Below are 20,022 nucleotides of genomic sequence, written 5' to 3'. Positions count from 1 at the left end.
TGTTATTGTGGTATTAAAATTACCGTGAATTGGGGAAAAATTATTGGAATTGTATTAGCGATATTATTTATTATTCTTTATTTTCCTACATTACAAAGTAGTTTTCAGAATGGTGTTAGTCAGATAAATTCTCTAAGTAATATTACCAACAATTTAAAGGTTTCTATAATTTCTTTTAATAAAAGTGAACTGATTATAAATGTTAAAAATCCTTTAAACGTTTCAATAATAATATGTAATGTATCTGGAGAATATATTTATTTGAATAAAATTGCGGTTGTCCCTCCTCATATGTCTGAAAATGTGACATTAATTATAACTAATTTTTCAAATTTAGTTAATAATATTAACAATAAAAATGAAACTATTACTATAAAGTTAAGAATACTCGAAACAACAGTTATTGAGGCGACAACTCTATGAAGTATCCAATTTTATTAAGTTATTTCATTGTTTCTATCTTAATAGATATTATTCCTTTACCATGGTGGTATTATAGTGTGGGTGGAATATTTCAAATATACGACTCTCCATTCCAAATAAACCTTATAATGCTTGGAGAAAATTTAGTAATTGCTCAAGTGCTAAATATTCTCTTAAACGCTCTTAGAATTTATGTTTTAATGAATCTTATATATGGTATTATATTGATTTTTAAGGGAGAGAAATACAGTTACTCTACAATGTTCTGGTTACCAATATTTTACTTGCTAGATCCCGTGATAATTTATTTTGTGGTTGATTACCTTGTAAGTAAAGGTATAGGAATGTCTATTAATTATCCTTTTTTAATAATTGGACAGGAGACATTAACTACTCAATATCAAGGGGCTACTGTATCGATGTTAATACAATCCTATCCTACAATTCTATTTTGGTTATCTTTAATTCCAGTTATTCTTTATATAATGTTCTTAATAACAGAAAGGAAGAAGAATTAGCTGTCTTCCATGTTATTTAAAATTGCTTGTTTTTCTATTTTCTCTAATTCTTCTTTTGCATTATCATTTCTTATTTCATATTCCGTAGCAATCATAATTTTTGCATTATCATCCTGTTTTCTTATTTGATTCACATAACTTTCAGCAGTCTTTAAACTATCTACTGCACATACTACAATACCTCTTTCACCGTCAGTAAACCTTAGAAACTCACATTGATTTAAATATTCCATTTTATTAACTATTCGTGAAAAAACACCAAATACGATAATATCACTTTTACTTATATCAATAATAGGAATTATTCTAATGAAATTCTTATTAATTAAAGCATTTAATCTGCGTAAAATTGTTTTTGAAGGAATGTTAATCTCTTTAGCGATTTCACCAATATCCATTCTTGGATTTTTTATAAGCGTCTTTACAATTTCAATATCAACTCCTGAGGGTTTTTGAGGATTTTGTTCCGGAATGTAAATCATACTATATTCTCCTAATTCCTTTGACATATAAGATATCTTATCTTGTAGATCATTTACCGAAGTTCCTTCTATTTCATACACGTTTTCTTCTTCTAGGCATTTAACTTTAACATTCACAAACTTAGAGTCAAAATCTTTCGAATTTTTAAAGCTTGCTCTTGCAACGAACTTACCATAAAAGTTAGGATTAACGTAAAGGGAAAACGATTTAATAATCTTATCCTCAAGAAGTTTATTAAAACGATAGTTGAGAGAAGTAGCTGATAAACCAACTTCCTCTGCTATTTTTCTTTGAGAAATTCTACCGTCTTTGAAGAGTGATAAAATAATCTTTTTGTCTACGCTGTCCATCAAATAAGAGTTGTTAATCTTATTTATATTTTTTTGGTAGAAATTATTTTACGGTTAAAATGAATCATTATGATAAACCTGAAGTTAAACAAGAGATCTTTGAGTTTAGTAAAAACAGATGGGTTGCAATTTATGGTAAAACTTTCGTTAGGTATGATATTACAAAAAGACCTTTAAAAATAAATAAACCAGATGATGTAGCTAGATTAGCAAAAATTTATAATGCAAGAACATTTTATGCTACAGCAGCAACATATAGGGACTTGGATAAACTAGAAATAGAAAAGTATACTCCCTTCTTTGATATAGACACAAAAATTGACAAATGGGAATATGCCATAAAGGCTGCTGAGATAATTATTTCTTTTCTTGATAAGGAGAAAGTCACCAAATCAGTATATTTATTATGGAGTGGTGAAGGAGTTCATGTAAGAATTAATGAAAACGCTTTACCAAAAAGTGAAGACCCAGTTAGGATTTCCCATGCAATTGTAAAATATGTATTGAGGAGAGTAAAAGATCAAATTGAAAAACTATCTGAAGAATCTGGAGGAGTATTGAAAATAGATGACTTAATAGATGATAAGAGAGTCTTCACATCTCCTTTATCCTTACATAAAGAATTAAATTATGTTGCTGTGTGCTTTTCTCCTAATAAGCTTCATGAGTTCAATCTAGATTGGGCAAATCCCGATTCTTATAAGCATGAAAGTGTATGGAAGAACTTTGAAGAAAATGAAGCTGAAGATTTAGCAATAAAAGCTTTGGCTGAGTATACTGAACCTTCTCACATTGGAGTTAAAGCTGAAAAAGAAGAGAAAATAGAAGGAAAAATAGGAAGATTTCAAGTTATGGGTTTACTTCAAGCTGTAAGATATTATCTTCTTTATGGAGACTTAAATAAAGCAAAATCATTTGGTTTGAATAGGGCTATATTTTACGCTTGGGCAAAGTTTTATGGAAAAAACTACACTCCAAAACATGGACTTAAGGTTCCTAGGGAAGTAATAGAGAGTAATAAAGAGCTAAAAGATATAGGGGGTGAGCAAGTTTATGTTGACAGAGAGACTGGGTATTTTATTATTGGTGATAAGCCTCAAACTCCAGAGGATTATGATAAAGAAATAGCAAGAAAAATAGACCCAATAATTCCTTATGATAAAGCTTGGGATGCTGCAGTAAAATACGTTTCTTCATTTTCAAAAGACGTTCTAATGAACCAAAGGAAATTTTATGAACAAGTATACTTGCCAGTTAGGGATCAATTTATTGAAAAAGTTATAAAAGGTAAAAGGAGTGGCTTAGATGCTTTTTTTGGTTAAATTTCTTTTACTTTTATAATCCTTTATCAAAAATCCTATCATTATGGCTAATAGTATTCCTCCTATAATGGTTAAAGGTTCTAGGTTTATTGCTACTCCTACCATAATCATTGCAATTGCTAGCTGCATTGGCCCGTATTTAGCCATAGTTTTTAGAATGTCATCCATAAGAATAATTATGATTTTGAGAATAAAAACTTTTGAAACTATTATTCTCTTCTTTTCTTACTTAATCGATAATCAGCTGTACCTTTAGTTACTATTTCTATCATTAAAGCTTCTTTCTCCTTTTTTCTTAATATTCTTCCTAATCTTTGTAGAAATTGTCTTTTAGTTCCATATCCACCCAAAACTACGGCTAATGATGCATCTGGAACATCTACTCCTTCGTCGAAAACCGTAGAAGCTACAATAACTCTATATATATTATCTCTAAACTTTTGTAAGATTTCTTCTCTTTCATCCTTATTTGTCTTGTAGGTAACTACTGGTATTAAAAATCTTCTAGATATTTCATAAGCCATTTGTGTATCTCTCGTAAATATTATGATCTTTTCATCCTTGAATTCGTTTAAAATTTCTCTTAATTTTTCAATCTTAGAGACGGAGTTTACTGCTATATTTAATGATTCGTGCCACGCTAATAATGCCTCTCTTGCCTCTTTATCTTTAGCAGCTAGTTTAACTAATTTATGGAAGTCATCTAAGCTTTGTAACTTTAATCCTCTAGAATCAAGATAATCTTTTAATTTTTTCCTAAGTTCTTTATATTTTTGTTTCTCCTCATCTGTTAAAGATACGTAAATTTTTTGTATCCTAAATTTAGCTATATACTTTCCAGCCAATTCCTCAAAGTTTTTCCTATAAACTACTGGACCTACGAGTATTGGGTAAAGTTCATGTTTGCCATCATCTCTTTCTGGCGTAGCGGTTAATCCTAGTCTATAAGGAGATGCAAAAAGTTGTGCCATAGTTGAATACCCTTCTGAAGGTAAGTGGTGAACCTCATCAAAGATTAACAGAATAAATTTGTTACCTAATTCTTCAGCCCTAATATATGCTGAGTCATAAGTTATCACAGTAATTCCTTTCAAGGAATCCTCTCCCCCTCCTATTACTCCGGGGGAAATACCAAGGTATTTTTCAATTCTTTCTCTCCATTGGTTAATCAAGTCAATCGTAGGTACTATAATGAGTGTTGAAACTCTCAATAACGAAATTATCTTTAAAGCAACTTGAGTCTTTCCAGCACCAGTTGGTAAAACTATTATGCCTCTTTTTTCCTTCATCCAAGCTTTTATCGCTTCTTCTTGGTAATCCCTAAGTTGAATTTTATCTTTTATCAAAGGAAATGGTAAAGCATCTATAACGTTCTCCTCTAATTGAACTCCTTTATCTAAAAAATATTTCCTTATTTCTCTATATTTATAAGCTAAAGAAGTGTAAGCTTTTAATTCATCACTCCACTTCATTCCAGGTGCAAAAGCATCAGATAATATTAATCCTTTGAAGTATCTTAAATATACCATACTTTTAATATTTCATTTACATATAATTTATGTGTTACCTTGGGAATTAGCCAGATTTACGATAATTAAGAATGAGGTAATACCAAGCTTTGCTACTAAAGAAGATTTAGACTTAGCAAATGAAATAATCTCCCTTTTTAAGACTGGAAAGAAATTAGGAGAAATTGAGGAGGAAACAGATTATTTAGAGAAAATTTATGATCACAAGTTAGTTCGTGGATTTGTGAAATTGTTAACTAGATTATGTGAATTTGAGGCAGACTCTCATATTCCACCAATAGAAATAAGAAGAGAGTTATTCAAATATGGGCCAATTATAGATGAAAAAGAAAGGGAGGAAATAGTTCAGAAGGTAAGTAAGGAGTTAGGAGTTGACGTAATGAGGTATGTCTTTTCAGATCTAGATGAGGAAAAGAAAATTATTAAAGCTCCAATTATCACTCCAGAGGATTTAATTAAATGGTATAACCTTTCTCTTTTACAGACTTTACTTTTTAAAGCTTACAAAATGACAGTTTATGTATCTTCGAACTGGAAAGAAATTATAAGGAGGGCTAAATGGTTAGGCTTAATGTATTTTGCTTATGATAAACCTTTAAGATTTGAGTTCTTAGGTCCAGCTACGCTTGTTAAACTTACTGAAAAATATGGAAGGAATTTAGCTGTCCTTTTACCTTTTATTGTTTCCTCACAAAATTGGAAGATTGAGGCAGAGTTAGTTCTAGGAAAGAAAGTTAAGAGGATTTACAAGTTAAGTCTTTCTAACTTTAAAGAAATGAAAGAGTTAATAATAGACGAGAAAAGATTTGATAGTAATGTTGAGGAGAAATTTTACAAGGACTTTGTTAATGTGGCAAAGGGTTGGAAGATAGTTAGGGAACCTGAACCTTTGATAGTAGATAATAAAGTGTTTATACCAGATTTTTTAGTAGAAAAAGGAAATTTGAGAGTATATATAGAAATTGTAGGCTTTTGGACTAAAGAGTATATAAAAGAAAAATTAGAAAAATTGAAAAAGGTTAAGGATCCAATTCTCGTTTTACTCAACGAAGAACTAGGTAAAGAGAAATTTAGTGGAATGAATGTGATAACTTACAAGAGGAAAGTTGACATATCGCAAGTTTACAAGTGGCTAAAACAATTAGAGGAAAAGTATCTGGAAAACGTTAAAGTTGATTATACAATTTCTGGTGAAATAATAAGTCTAAATGACATTGCAAAAGAGCTTTCTCTTCCAGTTGAAATAATACGAAGAAATTTGAAAACATTTCCAGGCTATATTTTCCTTAAGAATTATTACGTAAAAAATGAGATCTTGGAAAAACTGAAAAAAGAAGATTTTAACAATAAGAGCCTAAACGAGTTAAGGTTTAAATATGGGGATTACATTGTGGAGGTGTTAGAGTACTTAGGTTATAAGTTAAAATGGATTGGAATATCAGACGCAATAGTTATAAAGGACGAAAAAATAAATTAAATTATGAATGATGCAATTATAGCTGGAGCTAAGAAATTATCAGAATTAATTAAAGGAGAAGTTGAAGCTTACGTTGACGATGATGGTAGCTACTATCTAATTGGAATTACTGACACTGATTGTAGAACTAATGCGAGAATTGTTACTCAAGTTCTTGATGAGATATATAAACATACTGATTCTATAAATGTAACAATTCTTTTGATGGAAAAGAATGCATATAAATCATACATGGAAAAATATAAGGGTTCATTGAAAAGAGTTGTATGATAGAACTTTATAATAATCCATTTGATGAGGAAGTAGCTAGAAAATTTTTAGAATTAAAAGAGAAATTAAAAGATAATTTAATAAAACTTGAAGGTGATAGAATAAGAAAAGAGATAAATGTTTTTGTATATAATAAAGTGGAAATAAAGGATGTGAGAGTTTTTTCTGTTGCAGAGCTAATAAAAGAGGAGCTTTCTTCAATATCTGGAATATATTTTGAAATTAATGGAAATAATGTAAAGATAAAGGTTGAAACGTTAAGACCAGAAGTGTATGAGGAAATAAGCGTAAAGATATATGAGATAGAAAAGAGAGTGGGGATAAAGTTAAACGTTGAATATCTCACATAACGCTTCTAACAGTTATTGCATTAACTGAATTACAAGCTTCCTTATCTCCTTTCTTGCAAGCTTCTAACAATAGATTTGTGGCATCTCTTTCATCACCCACTTTCCTTAAAGCATTTGCTAAAGCTATTAATAACGCTGGGCTTACTTGATCTTTATTTAATATCTCTTTACTTATTTCTTCTAATTTATCTCTCTTTCCTTGAGATACTAGTAGGTCTAAAGCCTTACTTACGTGATCATTCAAAGTGTTGTTTTCAATGCCACACTGAACAACGCTCTTTAAGTTTTGGCACTTGTCAAGGTCAAAATAACTTCCAATTTTATCTAATATTTGAAACATATACTTACAATCAATACTCTCTATGATGTTGCATATGAACCAGTTGTAGTCACTCTTTGGTGATGAGTTTACGATTTGAAGGACGATTTTAACTCCTTCATCTATATAACCATCTAAAAGAAATTTCTTAGCATCCATTAGCTTACGAATTACTTCGGATTTAACTATAGTCATATGAATTAGATATTACTCAAAGGCTTAAATTTCTTCCATTTATAAATCGAGAAAGATAACCAACACTATTAATTCTATCTAAAACTAGGTCAGAAGTAGTTTTACCCATTGCTGGACCATAACTCCAACCTAATCTACAAGCTCCGGTAGAAATAACAACGTTTTCTACTTTACCAATTACTGGAAAACCATCTGGAGAGCATGGTCTATAACCCATGTAAAGATCATAAACGTAATTAATGTTTACAATGGACTTAGAGAAAGAAAGGAAAAGTTCAGCCCTTGAAGAGTCGTTTGAAAAATCACCATCAAATCCTCCAGTAATTTTTATGAAATCAGAATTTTTCACAATTGCAACTCCTAATTCAGCTAAAACTGATGGATATTTTACTTTTACTTCCCCCTTTACTCTATATCCATAACCTTTAAATGCAGTAATTGGTAAGCCAATTTCTTTTAACCAAATCCCAGCTGATAAAACTACCTTGTCAAATTTCTCTTCATTAGAAGAATAAAACACTTTTCCGTCTTTAGTTACTTTTGTTACTTCAGCATTAACTACTTTTGCCTTTTCAATTTCTTTACTCATCCTATCTATAAATTTATGAGTATCAACTTTTGAAAGCTCTGGGAAATATATAGCCCCAGCAAAGCCTTCAATTTCTGCAACTTCAATTTTTGGCTTAAAAGGACTTCGTCTTTCTTCTACTAATGCTTTTTCTAATTCGTTTTTGTCAGAATAAATCTCAAGTAAACCAGACTCTTCATAATCAAAGTCATTTTTCTCTTCTGCAAGTCTCTTGTATTCCTTCAAAGAGAATTGAGCCATTTCTCTCATTATATTCCAAGCTTCTTCTGGTGGTTCTTTATTAATATTCTTTAGTAGTTCTATTACCCAAGCTTTGTTTAAGCTTTTAACTACTGTAACTCTCTTAGTCATATATTTTAACATCTTTATTATCATTCCAGTAGTGTTAATTTTATCAAACCTATATGGTTCTATTAGCCCAGCAGCATGAATTGAACCACTTCCTAAAAAGTCCTTTTCAAATACTGTTACTTCTGCACCTTCTCTCAAAAGATAATATGCAGTAAATAAGCCTACAATTCCTCCTCCAACTATCGCAACTTTCAAATTCCTAACCTTTTAATTACTTTCAATGCTCGTTTTTTAACATTACTTTCTTTTTGTGTTAATTCTTGTAGAAATTGTATATTCTGAAGTACTTCATCTTTAGTTATGAAGCCTATTTCTAACAGTTGTGGTATTACTTCCCATGCATAGATTCTAACGCTAGCTTTCCTATGCTTAAGAAAATCCATAAATCTTTCCTTGTCTTTATGCAAAAATATTCCATTCTTAACTAATTCTACAAATAAATGCCAAGCTTTTTTCCTTATTGTTACCCATCTACTCCTTAACAATCTCCAATAAGAATTTCTTTCTTCAATAACCTTTGCCTTATCAACAATTCCCAACTGGATTAAGTCTAAAACATGTGACCAAGCAGACCATTTTATTCTATCTGAATTTGCTGTCAATGCTCTTTCTATCCCTTGAACCAAAAGAGCCTTATAAACTGGTAAATGGGCCCAAGCATCATCTCTTACCCCTTGAAGTCTATTCCAAAGTAAAGACCTTAAATAACCTAGTGAGTTTGAAAGATAATTTCCATTTCCAGTATCAACAATATAACTTATTTGTTTCCAAGCCTCTTCCCTTATAGCCTTATTAGGGCTTTTAAGATTTCTAAGTATTTCATTTTTTCTCTTTAACAAATCTTCAATTTTTTCCATTATTATCCACCAGAAGCAGCTAAGAAGACTTGTAGTGTATCACCATCATTTAGTCTCTCATTCTCCACTACTGGTAAACCATCTTTAACTACCACACTTCCTTGGACTCTATAACCTATCTTCTTTAACAAATCTTTAACTGTAGCCTTATCTGGTAACTCAACAATCATCTCTTTTCCTTCTCTAACTAATTGTACAGTAACTTTCACAGTATATAAATAGTGGCAAAAAATTTAACTTTGAGCTTTTTTTGCTAAATCGAAGAAAGCTCTCCAGAATGGATCTTCTTTAGGCTGTTCAATTTTACTTTTACTTCCATCTTTTTTAACTAAAGTTACTCCTTCTCCTTCTTTAACTTCTCCAATTATACCAGCTTCAATTCCTTCTCTATTTAATGCCTTAACTATTTCTTCTCCCTTATCACTAATTATTATCATTGTTCCCTCACTTATCGATATCCAAGGATCTATATTAACTAACGAAGTTACTTCTTTAACAGCTCTATTTATAAAAAGTTTATCCTCATAAATTCTTAATTCTTTTTTAGTAACTCTAGCAATTTCTGCTAAGGCATTCCATACTCCTCCCTCCGTTGCATCATGCATTAAGTGAATTCCTATATTTGACGCAATTAACCCATCCTTCCAACAGCTCATCTTCCAATACATTTCATAAGCTTCTTTAAATACTTCTGGCGAAAGTCTTTGTTTAAAGTAGTCTGGATAAAGATTAGTTAATAAGCCTGTAGCTTCTATTGCTGGTCCTTTGGTCATAATTATATAATCCCCAACTTTAACTCTTGATGGCATTCCAAGTTTTTCTTTTTCACCAATACCCATCATTGCAAATCCTCCAACCATAGGATAATCAGTTCCTTCATAAACTCCAGTATGACCACCAACCACCATAACGTTTATTTCTTCTAAAGCTTGATGAATGCCTAACCACATCTCCTTGAAATCTTCATCAGTTATTTTTGGAGGTAAGTTTAAATCAATTAGAGCGTACCTAGGGGGTATTCCCGATGTCATAACATCACTAGCTAAAATGTGTACAGCGAACCAGGCTGCTTTTCTAAATCCAAACTGAGGAACTATAAATACTGGATCAGATTTTACAACTAAAACTCTCCCATCCCCTAAATCAATAGCACCAGTGTCCACTCCATTTTGTGGTTCAATGATTACTTCTTTATGTTTTTTGCCTAAATTAGGATAAATAATTTCAGTGAAGATTTTTTCATCAATTTTTCCTAGCCTCATGAATTTAAGGATTTAATACAAAGTTAAAAGTGTGAATGAGAAAGAGGAGACTAAAGAGGCTTATGAGTATATTGTTCATAGAAGAAAGCCTCTTCTTTATTTAAATTTCGTTAAAGGTAAAATTGTTGGAGACATTGGTTGTGGATCTGGTCAGAACTGTTTGACATTAAAGAATAGGAAATTATTTACAGTATGCCTAGATATTGCATTGAGACAACTTATCGAAGCAAGAAAGAAAGGTTGTGAAGATCTAGTTCAAGCTGACATGGAATTTATGCCCTTTAGAGACAATTCTTTTGAGTCTTTACTTTACATTGCCTCAATTCATCATCTAAAAGATCCTTTAAATGCAATTAAGGAAAGTTATAGATGCTTAAAGCAAGGAGGAGATATTTTAGTTACTGTTTGGTTAGTTCAACCGAAATATTTCTTTAGAAGATTTGTGAAATTAGAAAGCAAAATTAATAATAAAATAGTTAGGAGAAACTACAGACTCTATCTTCCGTGGGAATTGAAAAAGTTTATGGAATTTAGTGGATTTAAAACTCAAAAATATTTTTTATATTCTGTAAATTCATTTTTGCCTAATAATGCTCTTTATTATGGAATAAAAGAAGTTAACAATAATCATTAAGTTTAAGAAAGTAATCATAAACATTTTTACTTTTTGATTCTTCTACTAGGTATTTTATATCTAACTTATCTTTTTGTGCACAATAAACTAAGACAGCTTTAATTTTATCTTCGGTGCTATTCCAAAACTTCCATGATTCTAAGTAAGTTAGTACTACTTCTTCTGGGGGGATAATGTAGATCCAATATCTTTCATCTATTATAAGTTTTAATGGACTTTTCTTTCTGTTATACACATTAGAAACTATATCAATTCCTTTTTCAGATATTTCTCTTATTTTAGGTAGCATTATCCTTAATCCTACATCAGAAATTTTGGAAAGTACTTTCTTTATTAATTCAACATTACCTTCAACTATTATGTCTACATCACCAGTCCTATAACCTCTTCCAGAGTAAATTTCTGCAGCAAAACCACCTACTATTATAATTCTACCTTGATTCTTTTCTTCCATAAAAGTATTCAAAATAGCTAGAAATTTTAAAAATCTATCAGTCTCGCTTCCTTTCAATTCATCTAACTTTGATATGATCCACCCATACAGTTGGTCTTCCAATATACTTCTTCCCCTTTAATGTTAAAGCAACCTACGATTTCCATAATTTTTATGTTTTCCTCAGCTAACTTCGCTAATCTTTTTAAGTCATTATCACTTATTTTACTACCTCTACTTTTTGGTCTCTCTTCCAAGAGTTTTATTAAAACTGATTCCACAATAAATTTTTTAGTAATAGAAATAAAAAAGATTTAGTTAGTTCTACTAAGTATTTTGTTTATTCTTGCGTTTTTTAGTTCATTCATTAATGATATTAAATCGTCTATCTTATAACCTAGTAACTCAATTTTATCTTTGCCATCCTTAATTATCTGAATAGCTAATGGGAAAAGTTCCTCTATTCTTCTCACAGCATATTCTTTGTCTTCTATAAGCGAAAAACCAAAGTTAACATGCCTTGCTTCATCTTCAATTATCCTTTTTATTCCTTCATTAAATTCAATTAAGTTATATTTCTTTGAAGTCTCATTGAGTATTTTTAAACCTACAGTTGCTAATACTCCTTCAGTTATCATATGAAATCTAGTAGCAACGTTATCTTTCCATTTCTCATTTTGGAAATCTTCAACTAATCCATCAAATAGCTTTATATATGAATCGGGAAGCCTAACAGTAGTTAAAGGATCTTCCTTAAAATATTCTTTAAAGAAATCAAAATGTTCTATTTCCTCAATAACTTGTTGAAGAGAGTAATTTGTTATTATTTTTGCTTTTTCAAATGAGAACTTTTTCAGAATCTTCCATCTTTCCATTAAATTAACTGGATAAAAATGTGCTGAGAGATACTTTATGCCTTCTCTAATTTCTTGAGGTGTGGAGAACCAATTTTTATCCATATTTTTTGTTAAAGAGATTAACTTAATTAACTTTATCTTAAAAAAGTTTAAAAAGCAGTAGTTAATAATTAAAATTTGTTACTCAATAACATAATGTGGATATAGCAGTATTTATCTTAATACATTTCATTCTTTTATTTTTATTTTTATCTGTCGTGACTTCAATTATAACTAGATTAATATCTAACTCGTTTTATATGACTAGAATTTTCGTTGCATCATTGTTTAATATCTTCTTTTTCTACCTTTTCTTATATTCTATTGGAGCTCCTTTTCCGTCTTTACTATTATCGATTTTAATTTCTATTCTAATATATAGAATAACAATTTCATTAAGTTGGTCTGACTCTTTTACTTTGTCTCTCGGTTTTCTTTTAGCCTTGCTCCTTTATTTTAATTTTATATTTGTTCACGTCATTCATACGTTCTTTTAGCAAAAACATTTTTTACTCGAAGGTTTATTTTACTTTATGGAAGATGAAGAGATAGAAAAAATTGTTAAGGATCTAGGATTAATTATTAGGAAACCACCGGAGGCTAAGGAGTATTACCATATTTCAACTTCTTCTCCTCAAGGTTTTCCAGTTGTTGATATAGTTAGGATAAATAAAGATTCTCCCTTTTACCTTATTACTATGGGAATACTTATTCATCCTTCACATAAATCAGCAATAAGCAATATGAAGGAAGAAGAAAGGAGAGATTTTTTAGCTGACTTAGTTGAAGAGTTACTAAAAATGGGTGTAGATATTGCAGTTCTTCCTCCTAACTCTGATGTCCCAGAAGTAGTACAAATATCTAAAATAGTTTACTCTGAAGGTTTAACTCCAAACGAATTCCTTAACGCTTATTATATGGTAAGAAACGCTGGTATTCTAGTTATAAATAGGATTAACAGGAAGTTTGGAAGCGTTCAAAAGAGAGGTTCATCGGCATATGTTTAGAAAAACAAAAATAGTTGCAACGTTAGGTCCTAGTAGTGAACCTTATGTAGATGAAATAGTAAAGTACGCTGATATAGTTAGACTTAACTTTGCCCATGGAGATGAACAACAGCATGAAAAATACTTTAATCTTGTCAAGGATAAAGTTCCAATTCTAGTAGATCTTCCTGGACCTAAGTTAAGAATTGGGGATATAGGAACGGATAAGATCGTATTAAAAAGAGGAGATATAATAGAGTTTGGAACTTCAATTCCAGTTGAAGATCCTTTATTTTTTAAACTTGTAAAACAAGGTTCTGAAGTTTTAATTGCTGATGGAAGGATTAGAGTAAAAATAACTGAATTAAAAGACAATTTTGCAAAAGGGATTGTTGAAGAAGGGGGAATATTAACTTCAAGGAAGGGAATAAACATTCCTGATGCTGACATTCCAGTTGGATTAACAAACAGAGATTATCAACTGCTTCAAGAAGCCTTAAAACTGGGAGCAACATTTATTGGATTATCATTTGTTACATCTCCAGATGAAGTAAAGAAAGTCAAGGAAATAGTAAAAGACAAAGCATGGTTAATAGCTAAAATAGAAAAGAAAGCTGCTTTAAAGAATTTGAAAGGGATAATCAAGGAGTCTGATGCCGTTATGGTTGCTAGAGGAGATTTAGGAGTTGAAGTTGGATTAGCTAATTTACCTCAAACTCAAAGGAAAATAGTTAGGCTTGCTAGAGTATATGGTAAACCAGTTATTTTAGCTACTCAAGTTTTAGAATCTATGGTCACCTCTCCAATTCCTACGAGAGCAGAAGTTATTGATGTCGCAAATTCAATAATACAAGGGGTGGATGCAATAATGTTAAGTGATGAAACTGCTATGGGACAATATCCTATTGAAGCTGTAAAGACTCTACGCGACCTTATAATTAATGTTGAAAAAACCTTTAAGTCTAAGCCTTCTCCACCTTTAAAGAACGTTGATGATGCTATAGCATATTCTGCTGTTTCAGCATCAAATTTGGCCTCTGCTTCAGCAATAATAGTTTATACTAGAACTGGAGCTACAGCAATAAGAATATCTAGGCTAAGGCCATTAGTACCTATAATTACTTTAACACCAAATAATGAAGCTTATGAAAGGTTAAAGTTATGCTATGGAGTATATTCTTTTAAATCGAACGAGCTAAGTAGTTTAGATGAAATAGTTGAGGAAAGTAAAAAAATAAGTAAACAACTTAGCTTAAAAGGAACAATAATTGTTACAGCTGGAGGTCCAGCAGAAGGAACTACCAGGTTTTTAAAAGTTGAAGAGATTTAAATTAGTTACCAGTACAGACCTTACCCTAAAGGTCGAGGGTTCATCAAGGCAGTTCATAAGTTTGTGGTTTACCACCTTAGGGAATGAACTCCGCTCTATTTCATCTAGTGGTTTATTACGGGCTAGGTCTTCAGCCCATTATCCCTATCCCCTTGGAATATACGTTTTTAGTTTCCTCTCTTTCTAGGAGGACACGCTAGTAATTCCGGAAAGAGTTTAGACCAATGTTATATTAAAGATATTGTTATTCACATTGATCCTATTGTACATAGACTTTCCGGAGTTTATAAAGACTTCATTACGATTTAAAAACTTCACCCCTTAAAAAGGCTTGTCTAACTTTTGTTATCTGCCAATGTAGGAATGGATTAAAAACTTATCGTACCTACTAATGTTTCCACAAATATGAGTAAAAAATAATTAACTTAGACTTACTTCCAATAAATATACACCTTCTGGTACTACTATATACAAAGGATATTGAGTTAAATATTGAAGGTTGAATATTTTAACATGCCATTGTTCGTTTGGAGTATTAGATCCTTCGTATTTATTATAATCGTAAGTATAATTATATAATAATATCCACTTGTTTGTTAAATACCCATAAGTTAACCATTCTCCCTTATGAATATTAATATCTATTTGATATACGCTTATAGCTGTAGGTGGATTTGTTGGTGGTAGAGTGCCAGTACCATTAAGTCCATAATCAGGGTAAACATAGTTAGGTAACCATGCTAATGGTATAGTCATATTAAGTCCATATATAGGATAAGATAGAAATAGGTTCCATAACGGAATCTCAATATTACCTATATGTTCTACCGTGAAAGTGCCCAGTGTTACGTGGTATTCAATGCATTTACTTAAGTAAATGCCGTGGCTACTATTAATACTATAAACTTCGTAGGAATTTGATGTACCAACGTACATGTATATGTATTCATAAGATATTCCATTTATCCACTTTAGATTAGTTGCTACAGAGCAACCAGAATATGATACATTTATTGGCATATAAACTCCAATACTTGCAGTATCGGATGGCTTATAACCTTGCCACAGCACGGGAGATATAGGGGATGGAGGGCCAGGCGGAGTAACAAAATAATATTGCCATATTAGAGGTGAATAGTAGGTAATATTTATCCAGCCATCCGAGGAGACCGGATAAACCACTACTTCAGCCCCAGTTACACCATAGGTGAAAGTTGTATTTCCTACTGTTACATTCAGTGGGACTAAAGAATAAGCGCTAGGGCCATAAACTCCACCCAAATAATTCCAATTAGGATCTTTACTAATATTTTCTACTATTCCTCCATCCGGTGTTCCATAATTATGATAGTTAGGGAATAGTATGGCATTAGAATCAAAATATGAAATATAGGATACATTATACCAATTTCCACTCGAAGTTACTATAATTGCCCAAGGATAATTTCCAAGGATTTTACTAACGGGTATTTTACCTAAAGTTATTGAAACATTTTGAACTTCTTCATTAGGGTAAATTATATGAGTTATCATCTGTGGTGTCATAGAATAAATATATGTTACATTATTTTGATCAATTTCTACAACAGGTGAATCTTCGGAGAGTTGTTGAAGCTTTTGGATTGTCTTAATTGTTGTATTAGTTTCGCTATTTTGAATATGTATAACGAGTAGGAGAGATACTAATAATATTTGAAGAAATATTAAGGCTCCCAGTATACTCGAGATTCCTTTCATAATAACAAAAAATTAAAAAATGAGGGAGTGACTTTACTGAAACTTATCCATAAAAATATAATACGTAATATCCAGCTAGACCATTAATCATAGATTTTATTATACTTGTCCCGTTAAGATATTGTTGAAATACTTGTGTCTCATTAATAGGAGTTCCGTCAACATTGACTAAATAACCTAATGGTATAATTGTGACATTAGAAACTGGCTCACCATTAACGTTATAGAGCGGTCCGGGTATCCTAAGAGTAGATATTGGGATTGTAACTGGTTTGTCTGAACTAATGTTTATAAAGAATATAACGGAATTTAATGATGGATCGTAATAAATATAATTACTATCAGAAGATGTAAAGTAAGCAGTTAAAGAAGCTATTTGATTATGCGTTGTGAAATTCACTATTTCTATCTCTATCCATGTATTTGCAACAACATAATCTATTGTATAATTAATATAACCTTTAATCCCTACATAGGTGGTATTTACTACGTTGAAAACTGTAAAAGTGGAATACAAAGAGAGATAAAGAGGTTTGGCAGAAATTGAATAAGTTTGACTAAACGCTACTATTCCTAAAATTCCAATTAATAGAAACAGAATACTTAGTGATTTCATAAAATGGTATATCATTAAAAAATTATAAACTTTTCCCAAATAACAGATTAGGAATATTACTCTTTAATAAAAATTCGATTTCTAAAATACCTATAAAGATTTTAAATTATTTGTAATATAATCATTTAATATAATTTGAGGTGTAACTATATTTTTTAGAGCTTTTATAACTTCGCTAGGTAAAAGTCTACCTAGTAGTCCTATATTGATACTCATACTTGATAGTATTGTTAATTCGCTTTGATTTTCATTTATTCTTTTAATTCTGAATGAAAAATCATAAATCAGCTTATTTGATATAAATTTGTATTCTAACATATCTACATTTAACTTCGGTCCCTCTATTTTTCCAATAATACTTCTTTTAAGCGTAGTACCATATTTTATTTTTTTGAGAGGCAAATAAAGTATTGCATTATCTCCAATTGGTGTAATTATATTGCATAATCCAAAAATTAACTTAGGATTTTTTATGATGTTAAATAATTCATCTCTATTAACATTTACTTTTAAAGTGATTGAATACGAAATTCTATGCCAACATTTACTTTTTATGTGTTTTTTAAATTCCTTTTCACTTTCAAACTTTTGATCACAGCATTCATAAACCATAAGTCCATGTTTATCACTTCAATTAAATCATTTAGTTAAAAATTTTTTAACAAGATGATAACAATTAATCTCTGGAATAAAAAATTATTTGAAAATATAGTCATATATTATCATAACATCCGCATTCTTATCTACTTCTCTGGCAGCTTGAATAAATTTTCTTGCTCTTTCCATATTATCAGCATAGCATACAGTAATTCCTGCATAACCATCAGTAAATTGCCATATTTTACAATCTTGTAAGACTACGGATATATCCTCAATATTCTTTGAAAATATTGAAAAAATTACAATGTCAGTTTTTCCTAAATCTATAACTGGAACTACTAATATAAGTCCTCTGTGTTTCAAATATTTTATATGTTTCTCTATAGTCTTACTATTTATTCCTAGTTTCTTAGATATTTCAGAAGGAGGTGCTCTAGGGTCTTGCTTTAATATTTCAACTATTTTTTGGTCTAAATTCGATGGTTTAAGTAAGGACTGAACGGGATAATAAGTAAGTACCGGCTCGCCTAATTGTTTAGTCATGTAATCTATTCTATCTTTAAGTTCTGTTGTATCTTTCACTTGAATACCATATACGTTTAACCATTCTACGCACTTTAATTTAAAGGATATCCAATCAGAATCTATATCATTATAATTCTTAAATGCAATAAAAATCTGTTGCTTACTGAAAAAGTTTGGGTTCACATAAAGCTTAAACCCTTTTAGTATGCTGTCATCAATAAGTTTTTTAAATCTATAATTTAAGCTCGCCGGAGTTAGATTTAAATTTGATGCAATTCTCCGTTGTGAAATTCTCCCATCTTTTAAAAAATAAAAAAGAATTCTCTTATCAATAAGATCCATTTTCACACTCTCTTAATATTTTTCTTAATATTTTCTAATAAACTTGTCGAAATTTCTTTTATTCCATGAGCCTTTTCTGCATGGATTTTTAGAATTTCCAGTAATTCTTCCTCTGACGTGGCGTTTTTAACCATAAATCCGCAGTCCATCCCTAAACTAGAACAACTAAATTCGAACTTTTTCTTCTTTCCTAATCCGAATACCATAGGAATAAGAAAAAAATATGATATTTATGAATTAGTTAAAAATCTTTTAACGCTTCCTTAAATAGGTGACAGACAATTACAACATATGCCTAAGTATACATTTAGTTGTGCAAGTGTAGGAATGGATTGTGGGTTTGAAATAAAGAATGCTGGTAGTGAGGAAGAATTATTAGAGATGTTAAAGATTCATGCTAAAAATAGTCATGGAATAACCTCAATTCCACCAGATTTGTTAAATAAAATAAAAAGTAATATAAAAATGTCTGGAAAATATTCATTCAGTTGCGCTAGTGTTGGCATGAATTGTGGATTTGAAATAACTAACGCTTCTTCTGAAGAAGAATTATTAAATGAGTTAATGGTTCATGCGAAAATGTCTCATAATCTTACATCTATACCTCAAGATACATTAAATAAAATAAAGCAAAATATAAAAGTAACGTAAAGCTATTTTTTATCCTTATTTTTAATAGCTTCCATTAAACCTCTCAAGTTAACCTCAACTTGCTTTTTAAGTATTTCTCCGGCTATTCCACCTAAATCAATGTTAATATTAACTTCTCCACTTAGCATTTGCTTTAAGTGATCTTCCATTACACTTGGTGAAACCAAACCTCCGTGAGCTAAACCTACAATGCGTGGCTTTAATGAAATTTGCATCTTCAAACTTTTTATGTACTCTTCATAGTTAATAACTGGAGGAGTAGTTGGAATTACTGATCCGTTAAAGTATGCACCAGCACTATCACCGGTAAATAAGAAATCGTCAACTAGAACAGATACATGATGCTTTGCATGACCAGGAGTATATAAAATCTTTAAATTATTTCCTCCTAGATCTAACTCCTCTCCACCATTGATTTCAAATACTTTACTTTCATCGATTTTCCTAAACTCACCATAAATATAATATAAATCTCCTAAAACCTTTTCAGCACTTTCATTTAGCTTTTTTACTCCTTCATCTGTCGTGAGATACTTCTTGAAACCAGATTTAACTAAAACTTTAGGCTTGTAAGTTTGAATTATTTCTGGCAAAAGGCCTATATGGTCTATATGAATATGAGTTAATATAACAATATCTAGTCTATCAAGAAAAGAAAAGTCAGCAATAGAATTTGAAACACCAGCATCTATCATAACGTTCAATTTCTCTCCGCAAATCACATACGTTGTAGCAATATCCGAAAATTCCACTGGACCAGAGGGTATTGCGTGTAAGCCATGACAAGGCATATAACAGAATATTCTTTATTGCTAATAAATTATTGAGTATTGCTTTGGCTTTCGTTACTGTTTCCGGAAACTCTTTGTATGATGGGGGTATTTAATCATAAAAACTGTCTAAAAACTTTCAGTAATTACTACTGTTTTATATTTCTGAGGGTTCTTTTATCTTCCATTAGGGATTTCCATCTTTAT

General features: G+C 30.7%; 27 protein-coding genes. 10 read left to right on the top strand and 17 right to left on the bottom strand.

What is annotated here, in order from left to right; genetic code table 11:
• Positions 1-24: 24 nt before the first annotated feature.
• Together ACAM25_RS00400 and ACAM25_RS00395 are read left to right on the top strand one after the other, a co-directional pair.
• Positions 25-423, top strand: coding sequence for a hypothetical protein (locus ACAM25_RS00400; RefSeq protein ID WP_369610385.1), 399 nt, complete (start codon positions 25-27; stop codon positions 421-423).
• Positions 420-941, top strand: coding sequence for a hypothetical protein (locus tag ACAM25_RS00395; protein WP_369610384.1), 522 nt, complete (start codon positions 420-422; stop codon positions 939-941). The genes ACAM25_RS00400 and ACAM25_RS00395 overlap by 4 nt, the downstream gene beginning before the upstream one ends.
• Here ACAM25_RS00395 and ACAM25_RS00390 read toward each other — a convergent pair.
• Positions 938-1,774: a winged helix-turn-helix transcriptional regulator gene (locus tag ACAM25_RS00390; RefSeq protein ID WP_369610383.1), complete on the bottom strand. Its 837-nt coding sequence runs from the start codon at positions 1,772-1,774 to the stop codon at positions 938-940. The genes ACAM25_RS00395 and ACAM25_RS00390 overlap by 4 nt on opposite strands.
• A 59-nt stretch (positions 1,775-1,833) precedes the next feature.
• Here ACAM25_RS00390 and ACAM25_RS00385 point away from each other — a divergent pair, with 59 nt between their 5' ends.
• On the top strand, positions 1,834-3,096 hold the full coding sequence (locus ACAM25_RS00385) for a hypothetical protein (RefSeq protein ID WP_369610382.1): 1,263 nt from the start codon (positions 1,834-1,836) through the stop codon (positions 3,094-3,096).
• Here ACAM25_RS00385 and ACAM25_RS00380 read toward each other — a convergent pair.
• Together ACAM25_RS00380 and ACAM25_RS00375 are read right to left on the bottom strand one after the other, a co-directional pair.
• Entirely contained in the window at positions 3,076-3,264 is a 189-nt protein-coding gene (locus tag ACAM25_RS00380; RefSeq protein ID WP_369610381.1) for a hypothetical protein, read from the bottom strand. The two genes, ACAM25_RS00385 and ACAM25_RS00380, sit on opposite strands and share 21 nt — an antisense overlap.
• A gap of 41 nt (positions 3,265-3,305) precedes the next feature.
• On the bottom strand, positions 3,306-4,625 hold the full coding sequence (locus ACAM25_RS00375) for a DEAD/DEAH box helicase (RefSeq protein WP_369610380.1): 1,320 nt from the start codon (positions 4,623-4,625) through the stop codon (positions 3,306-3,308).
• Positions 4,626-4,656: 31 nt separating this feature from the next.
• On the opposite strand from ACAM25_RS00375, the gene ACAM25_RS00370 reads away from it, so the two are divergent.
• Genes ACAM25_RS00370 through ACAM25_RS00360 form a run of 3 tightly spaced genes read left to right on the top strand, consistent with a single transcriptional unit; the run spans position 4,657 to position 6,722 of the window.
• Positions 4,657-6,102 carry a DUF790 family protein gene (locus ACAM25_RS00370; protein WP_369610379.1) on the top strand — a complete coding sequence of 482 codons (1,446 nt, stop codon included), beginning with the start codon at positions 4,657-4,659 and terminating at the stop codon, positions 6,100-6,102.
• Between the two features lie 3 nt (positions 6,103-6,105).
• The gene (locus ACAM25_RS00365) at positions 6,106-6,372 is read left to right on the top strand and encodes a hypothetical protein (protein ID WP_369610378.1); all 267 of its coding nucleotides are present in this window, start codon (positions 6,106-6,108) and stop codon (positions 6,370-6,372) included.
• Positions 6,369-6,722 (top strand): hypothetical protein, encoded by a 354-nt coding sequence (locus ACAM25_RS00360; RefSeq protein WP_369610377.1) that lies wholly within the window; start codon positions 6,369-6,371, stop codon positions 6,720-6,722. The genes ACAM25_RS00365 and ACAM25_RS00360 overlap by 4 nt, the downstream gene beginning before the upstream one ends.
• Here ACAM25_RS00360 and ACAM25_RS00355 read toward each other — a convergent pair.
• Genes ACAM25_RS00355 through ACAM25_RS00335 form a run of 5 tightly spaced genes read right to left on the bottom strand, consistent with a single transcriptional unit; the run spans position 6,715 to position 10,295 of the window.
• Entirely contained in the window at positions 6,715-7,236 is a 522-nt protein-coding gene (locus tag ACAM25_RS00355) for a DUF1955 domain-containing protein (RefSeq protein ID WP_369610376.1), read from the bottom strand. The genes ACAM25_RS00360 and ACAM25_RS00355 overlap by 8 nt on opposite strands.
• A gap of 16 nt (positions 7,237-7,252) precedes the next feature.
• Positions 7,253-8,371, bottom strand: coding sequence for an FAD-dependent oxidoreductase (locus ACAM25_RS00350; protein WP_369610375.1), 1,119 nt, complete (start codon positions 8,369-8,371; stop codon positions 7,253-7,255).
• The gene (locus ACAM25_RS00345; RefSeq protein ID WP_369610374.1) at positions 8,368-9,033 is read right to left on the bottom strand and encodes a hypothetical protein; all 666 of its coding nucleotides are present in this window, start codon (positions 9,031-9,033) and stop codon (positions 8,368-8,370) included. Before ACAM25_RS00345 ends, ACAM25_RS00350 begins: the two co-directional genes overlap by 4 nt.
• Positions 9,034-9,035: 2 nt before the next feature.
• Positions 9,036-9,242 (bottom strand): MoaD/ThiS family protein, encoded by a 207-nt coding sequence (locus ACAM25_RS00340; RefSeq protein WP_369610373.1) that lies wholly within the window; start codon positions 9,240-9,242, stop codon positions 9,036-9,038.
• Positions 9,243-9,266: 24 nt separating this feature from the next.
• On the bottom strand, positions 9,267-10,295 hold the full coding sequence (locus tag ACAM25_RS00335) for an AIR synthase family protein (RefSeq protein WP_369610372.1): 1,029 nt from the start codon (positions 10,293-10,295) through the stop codon (positions 9,267-9,269).
• Between the two features lie 31 nt (positions 10,296-10,326).
• On the opposite strand from ACAM25_RS00335, the gene ACAM25_RS00330 reads away from it, so the two are divergent.
• Positions 10,327-10,929 carry a class I SAM-dependent methyltransferase gene (locus tag ACAM25_RS00330; RefSeq protein WP_369610371.1) on the top strand — a complete coding sequence of 201 codons (603 nt, stop codon included), beginning with the start codon at positions 10,327-10,329 and terminating at the stop codon, positions 10,927-10,929.
• Here ACAM25_RS00330 and ACAM25_RS00325 read toward each other — a convergent pair.
• The 3 genes from ACAM25_RS00325 to ACAM25_RS00315 are packed head-to-tail and all read right to left on the bottom strand — an operon-like array spanning position 10,913 to position 12,321.
• A complete protein-coding gene (locus tag ACAM25_RS00325; protein ID WP_369610370.1) occupies positions 10,913-11,485 on the bottom strand; it encodes a hypothetical protein in 573 nt (190 codons plus the stop codon). The genes ACAM25_RS00330 and ACAM25_RS00325 overlap by 17 nt on opposite strands.
• Positions 11,446-11,643, bottom strand: a complete 198-nt coding sequence (locus ACAM25_RS00320) for a hypothetical protein (RefSeq protein WP_369610369.1) — start codon at positions 11,641-11,643, stop codon at positions 11,446-11,448. The genes ACAM25_RS00325 and ACAM25_RS00320 overlap by 40 nt, the downstream gene beginning before the upstream one ends.
• 33 nt (positions 11,644-11,676) lie before the next feature.
• The gene (locus tag ACAM25_RS00315; RefSeq protein WP_369610368.1) at positions 11,677-12,321 is read right to left on the bottom strand and encodes a hypothetical protein; all 645 of its coding nucleotides are present in this window, start codon (positions 12,319-12,321) and stop codon (positions 11,677-11,679) included.
• Positions 12,322-12,791: 470 nt separating this feature from the next.
• Between ACAM25_RS00315 and ACAM25_RS00310 the strand changes: the two genes are divergently transcribed.
• Together ACAM25_RS00310 and pyk are read left to right on the top strand one after the other, a co-directional pair.
• Positions 12,792-13,265, top strand: a complete 474-nt coding sequence (locus ACAM25_RS00310) for a DUF2299 domain-containing protein (RefSeq protein WP_369610367.1) — start codon at positions 12,792-12,794, stop codon at positions 13,263-13,265.
• Positions 13,258-14,574, top strand: a complete 1,317-nt coding sequence (gene pyk, locus ACAM25_RS00305) for a pyruvate kinase (protein WP_369610366.1) — start codon at positions 13,258-13,260, stop codon at positions 14,572-14,574. Before ACAM25_RS00310 ends, pyk begins: the two co-directional genes overlap by 8 nt.
• A gap of 420 nt (positions 14,575-14,994) precedes the next feature.
• Here the strand turns inward: pyk and ACAM25_RS00300 are convergent, their stop codons facing one another.
• The 5 genes from ACAM25_RS00300 to ACAM25_RS00280 all read right to left on the bottom strand — a co-directional run bounded on the left by ACAM25_RS00300 (position 14,995) and on the right by ACAM25_RS00280 (position 18,600).
• Entirely contained in the window at positions 14,995-16,311 is a 1,317-nt protein-coding gene (locus tag ACAM25_RS00300; RefSeq protein ID WP_369610365.1) for a hypothetical protein, read from the bottom strand.
• A gap of 43 nt (positions 16,312-16,354) precedes the next feature.
• Positions 16,355-16,927 carry a hypothetical protein gene (locus ACAM25_RS00295; protein WP_369610364.1) on the bottom strand — a complete coding sequence of 191 codons (573 nt, stop codon included), beginning with the start codon at positions 16,925-16,927 and terminating at the stop codon, positions 16,355-16,357.
• Positions 16,928-17,017: 90 nt separating this feature from the next.
• Complete coding sequence (locus ACAM25_RS00290) at positions 17,018-17,539, bottom strand: hypothetical protein (protein ID WP_369610363.1); 522 nt, start codon at positions 17,537-17,539, stop codon at positions 17,018-17,020.
• An 84-nt stretch (positions 17,540-17,623) separates the two neighbouring features.
• The gene (locus tag ACAM25_RS00285; protein ID WP_369610362.1) at positions 17,624-18,394 is read right to left on the bottom strand and encodes a winged helix-turn-helix transcriptional regulator; all 771 of its coding nucleotides are present in this window, start codon (positions 18,392-18,394) and stop codon (positions 17,624-17,626) included.
• Between the two features lie 2 nt (positions 18,395-18,396).
• The gene (locus ACAM25_RS00280; RefSeq protein ID WP_369610361.1) at positions 18,397-18,600 is read right to left on the bottom strand and encodes a DUF1059 domain-containing protein; all 204 of its coding nucleotides are present in this window, start codon (positions 18,598-18,600) and stop codon (positions 18,397-18,399) included.
• A gap of 85 nt (positions 18,601-18,685) precedes the next feature.
• On the opposite strand from ACAM25_RS00280, the gene ACAM25_RS00275 reads away from it, so the two are divergent.
• Positions 18,686-19,045: a DUF1059 domain-containing protein gene (locus tag ACAM25_RS00275; RefSeq protein ID WP_369610360.1), complete on the top strand. Its 360-nt coding sequence runs from the start codon at positions 18,686-18,688 to the stop codon at positions 19,043-19,045.
• 2 nt (positions 19,046-19,047) lie between these two features.
• Here the strand turns inward: ACAM25_RS00275 and ACAM25_RS00270 are convergent, their stop codons facing one another.
• Positions 19,048-19,836, bottom strand: coding sequence for an MBL fold metallo-hydrolase (locus tag ACAM25_RS00270; protein WP_369610359.1), 789 nt, complete (start codon positions 19,834-19,836; stop codon positions 19,048-19,050).
• Between the last annotated feature and the right edge of the window lie 186 nt (positions 19,837-20,022).

This window comes from Sulfurisphaera javensis (assembly GCF_041154675.1).
GTDB classification, from domain to species: Archaea; Thermoproteota; Thermoprotei_A; order Sulfolobales; family Sulfolobaceae; genus Sulfurisphaera; species Sulfurisphaera javensis.
The sequence above is the reverse complement of the archived record's forward strand: the minus strand, read 5'-3'. Positions and strand labels throughout refer to the sequence as shown.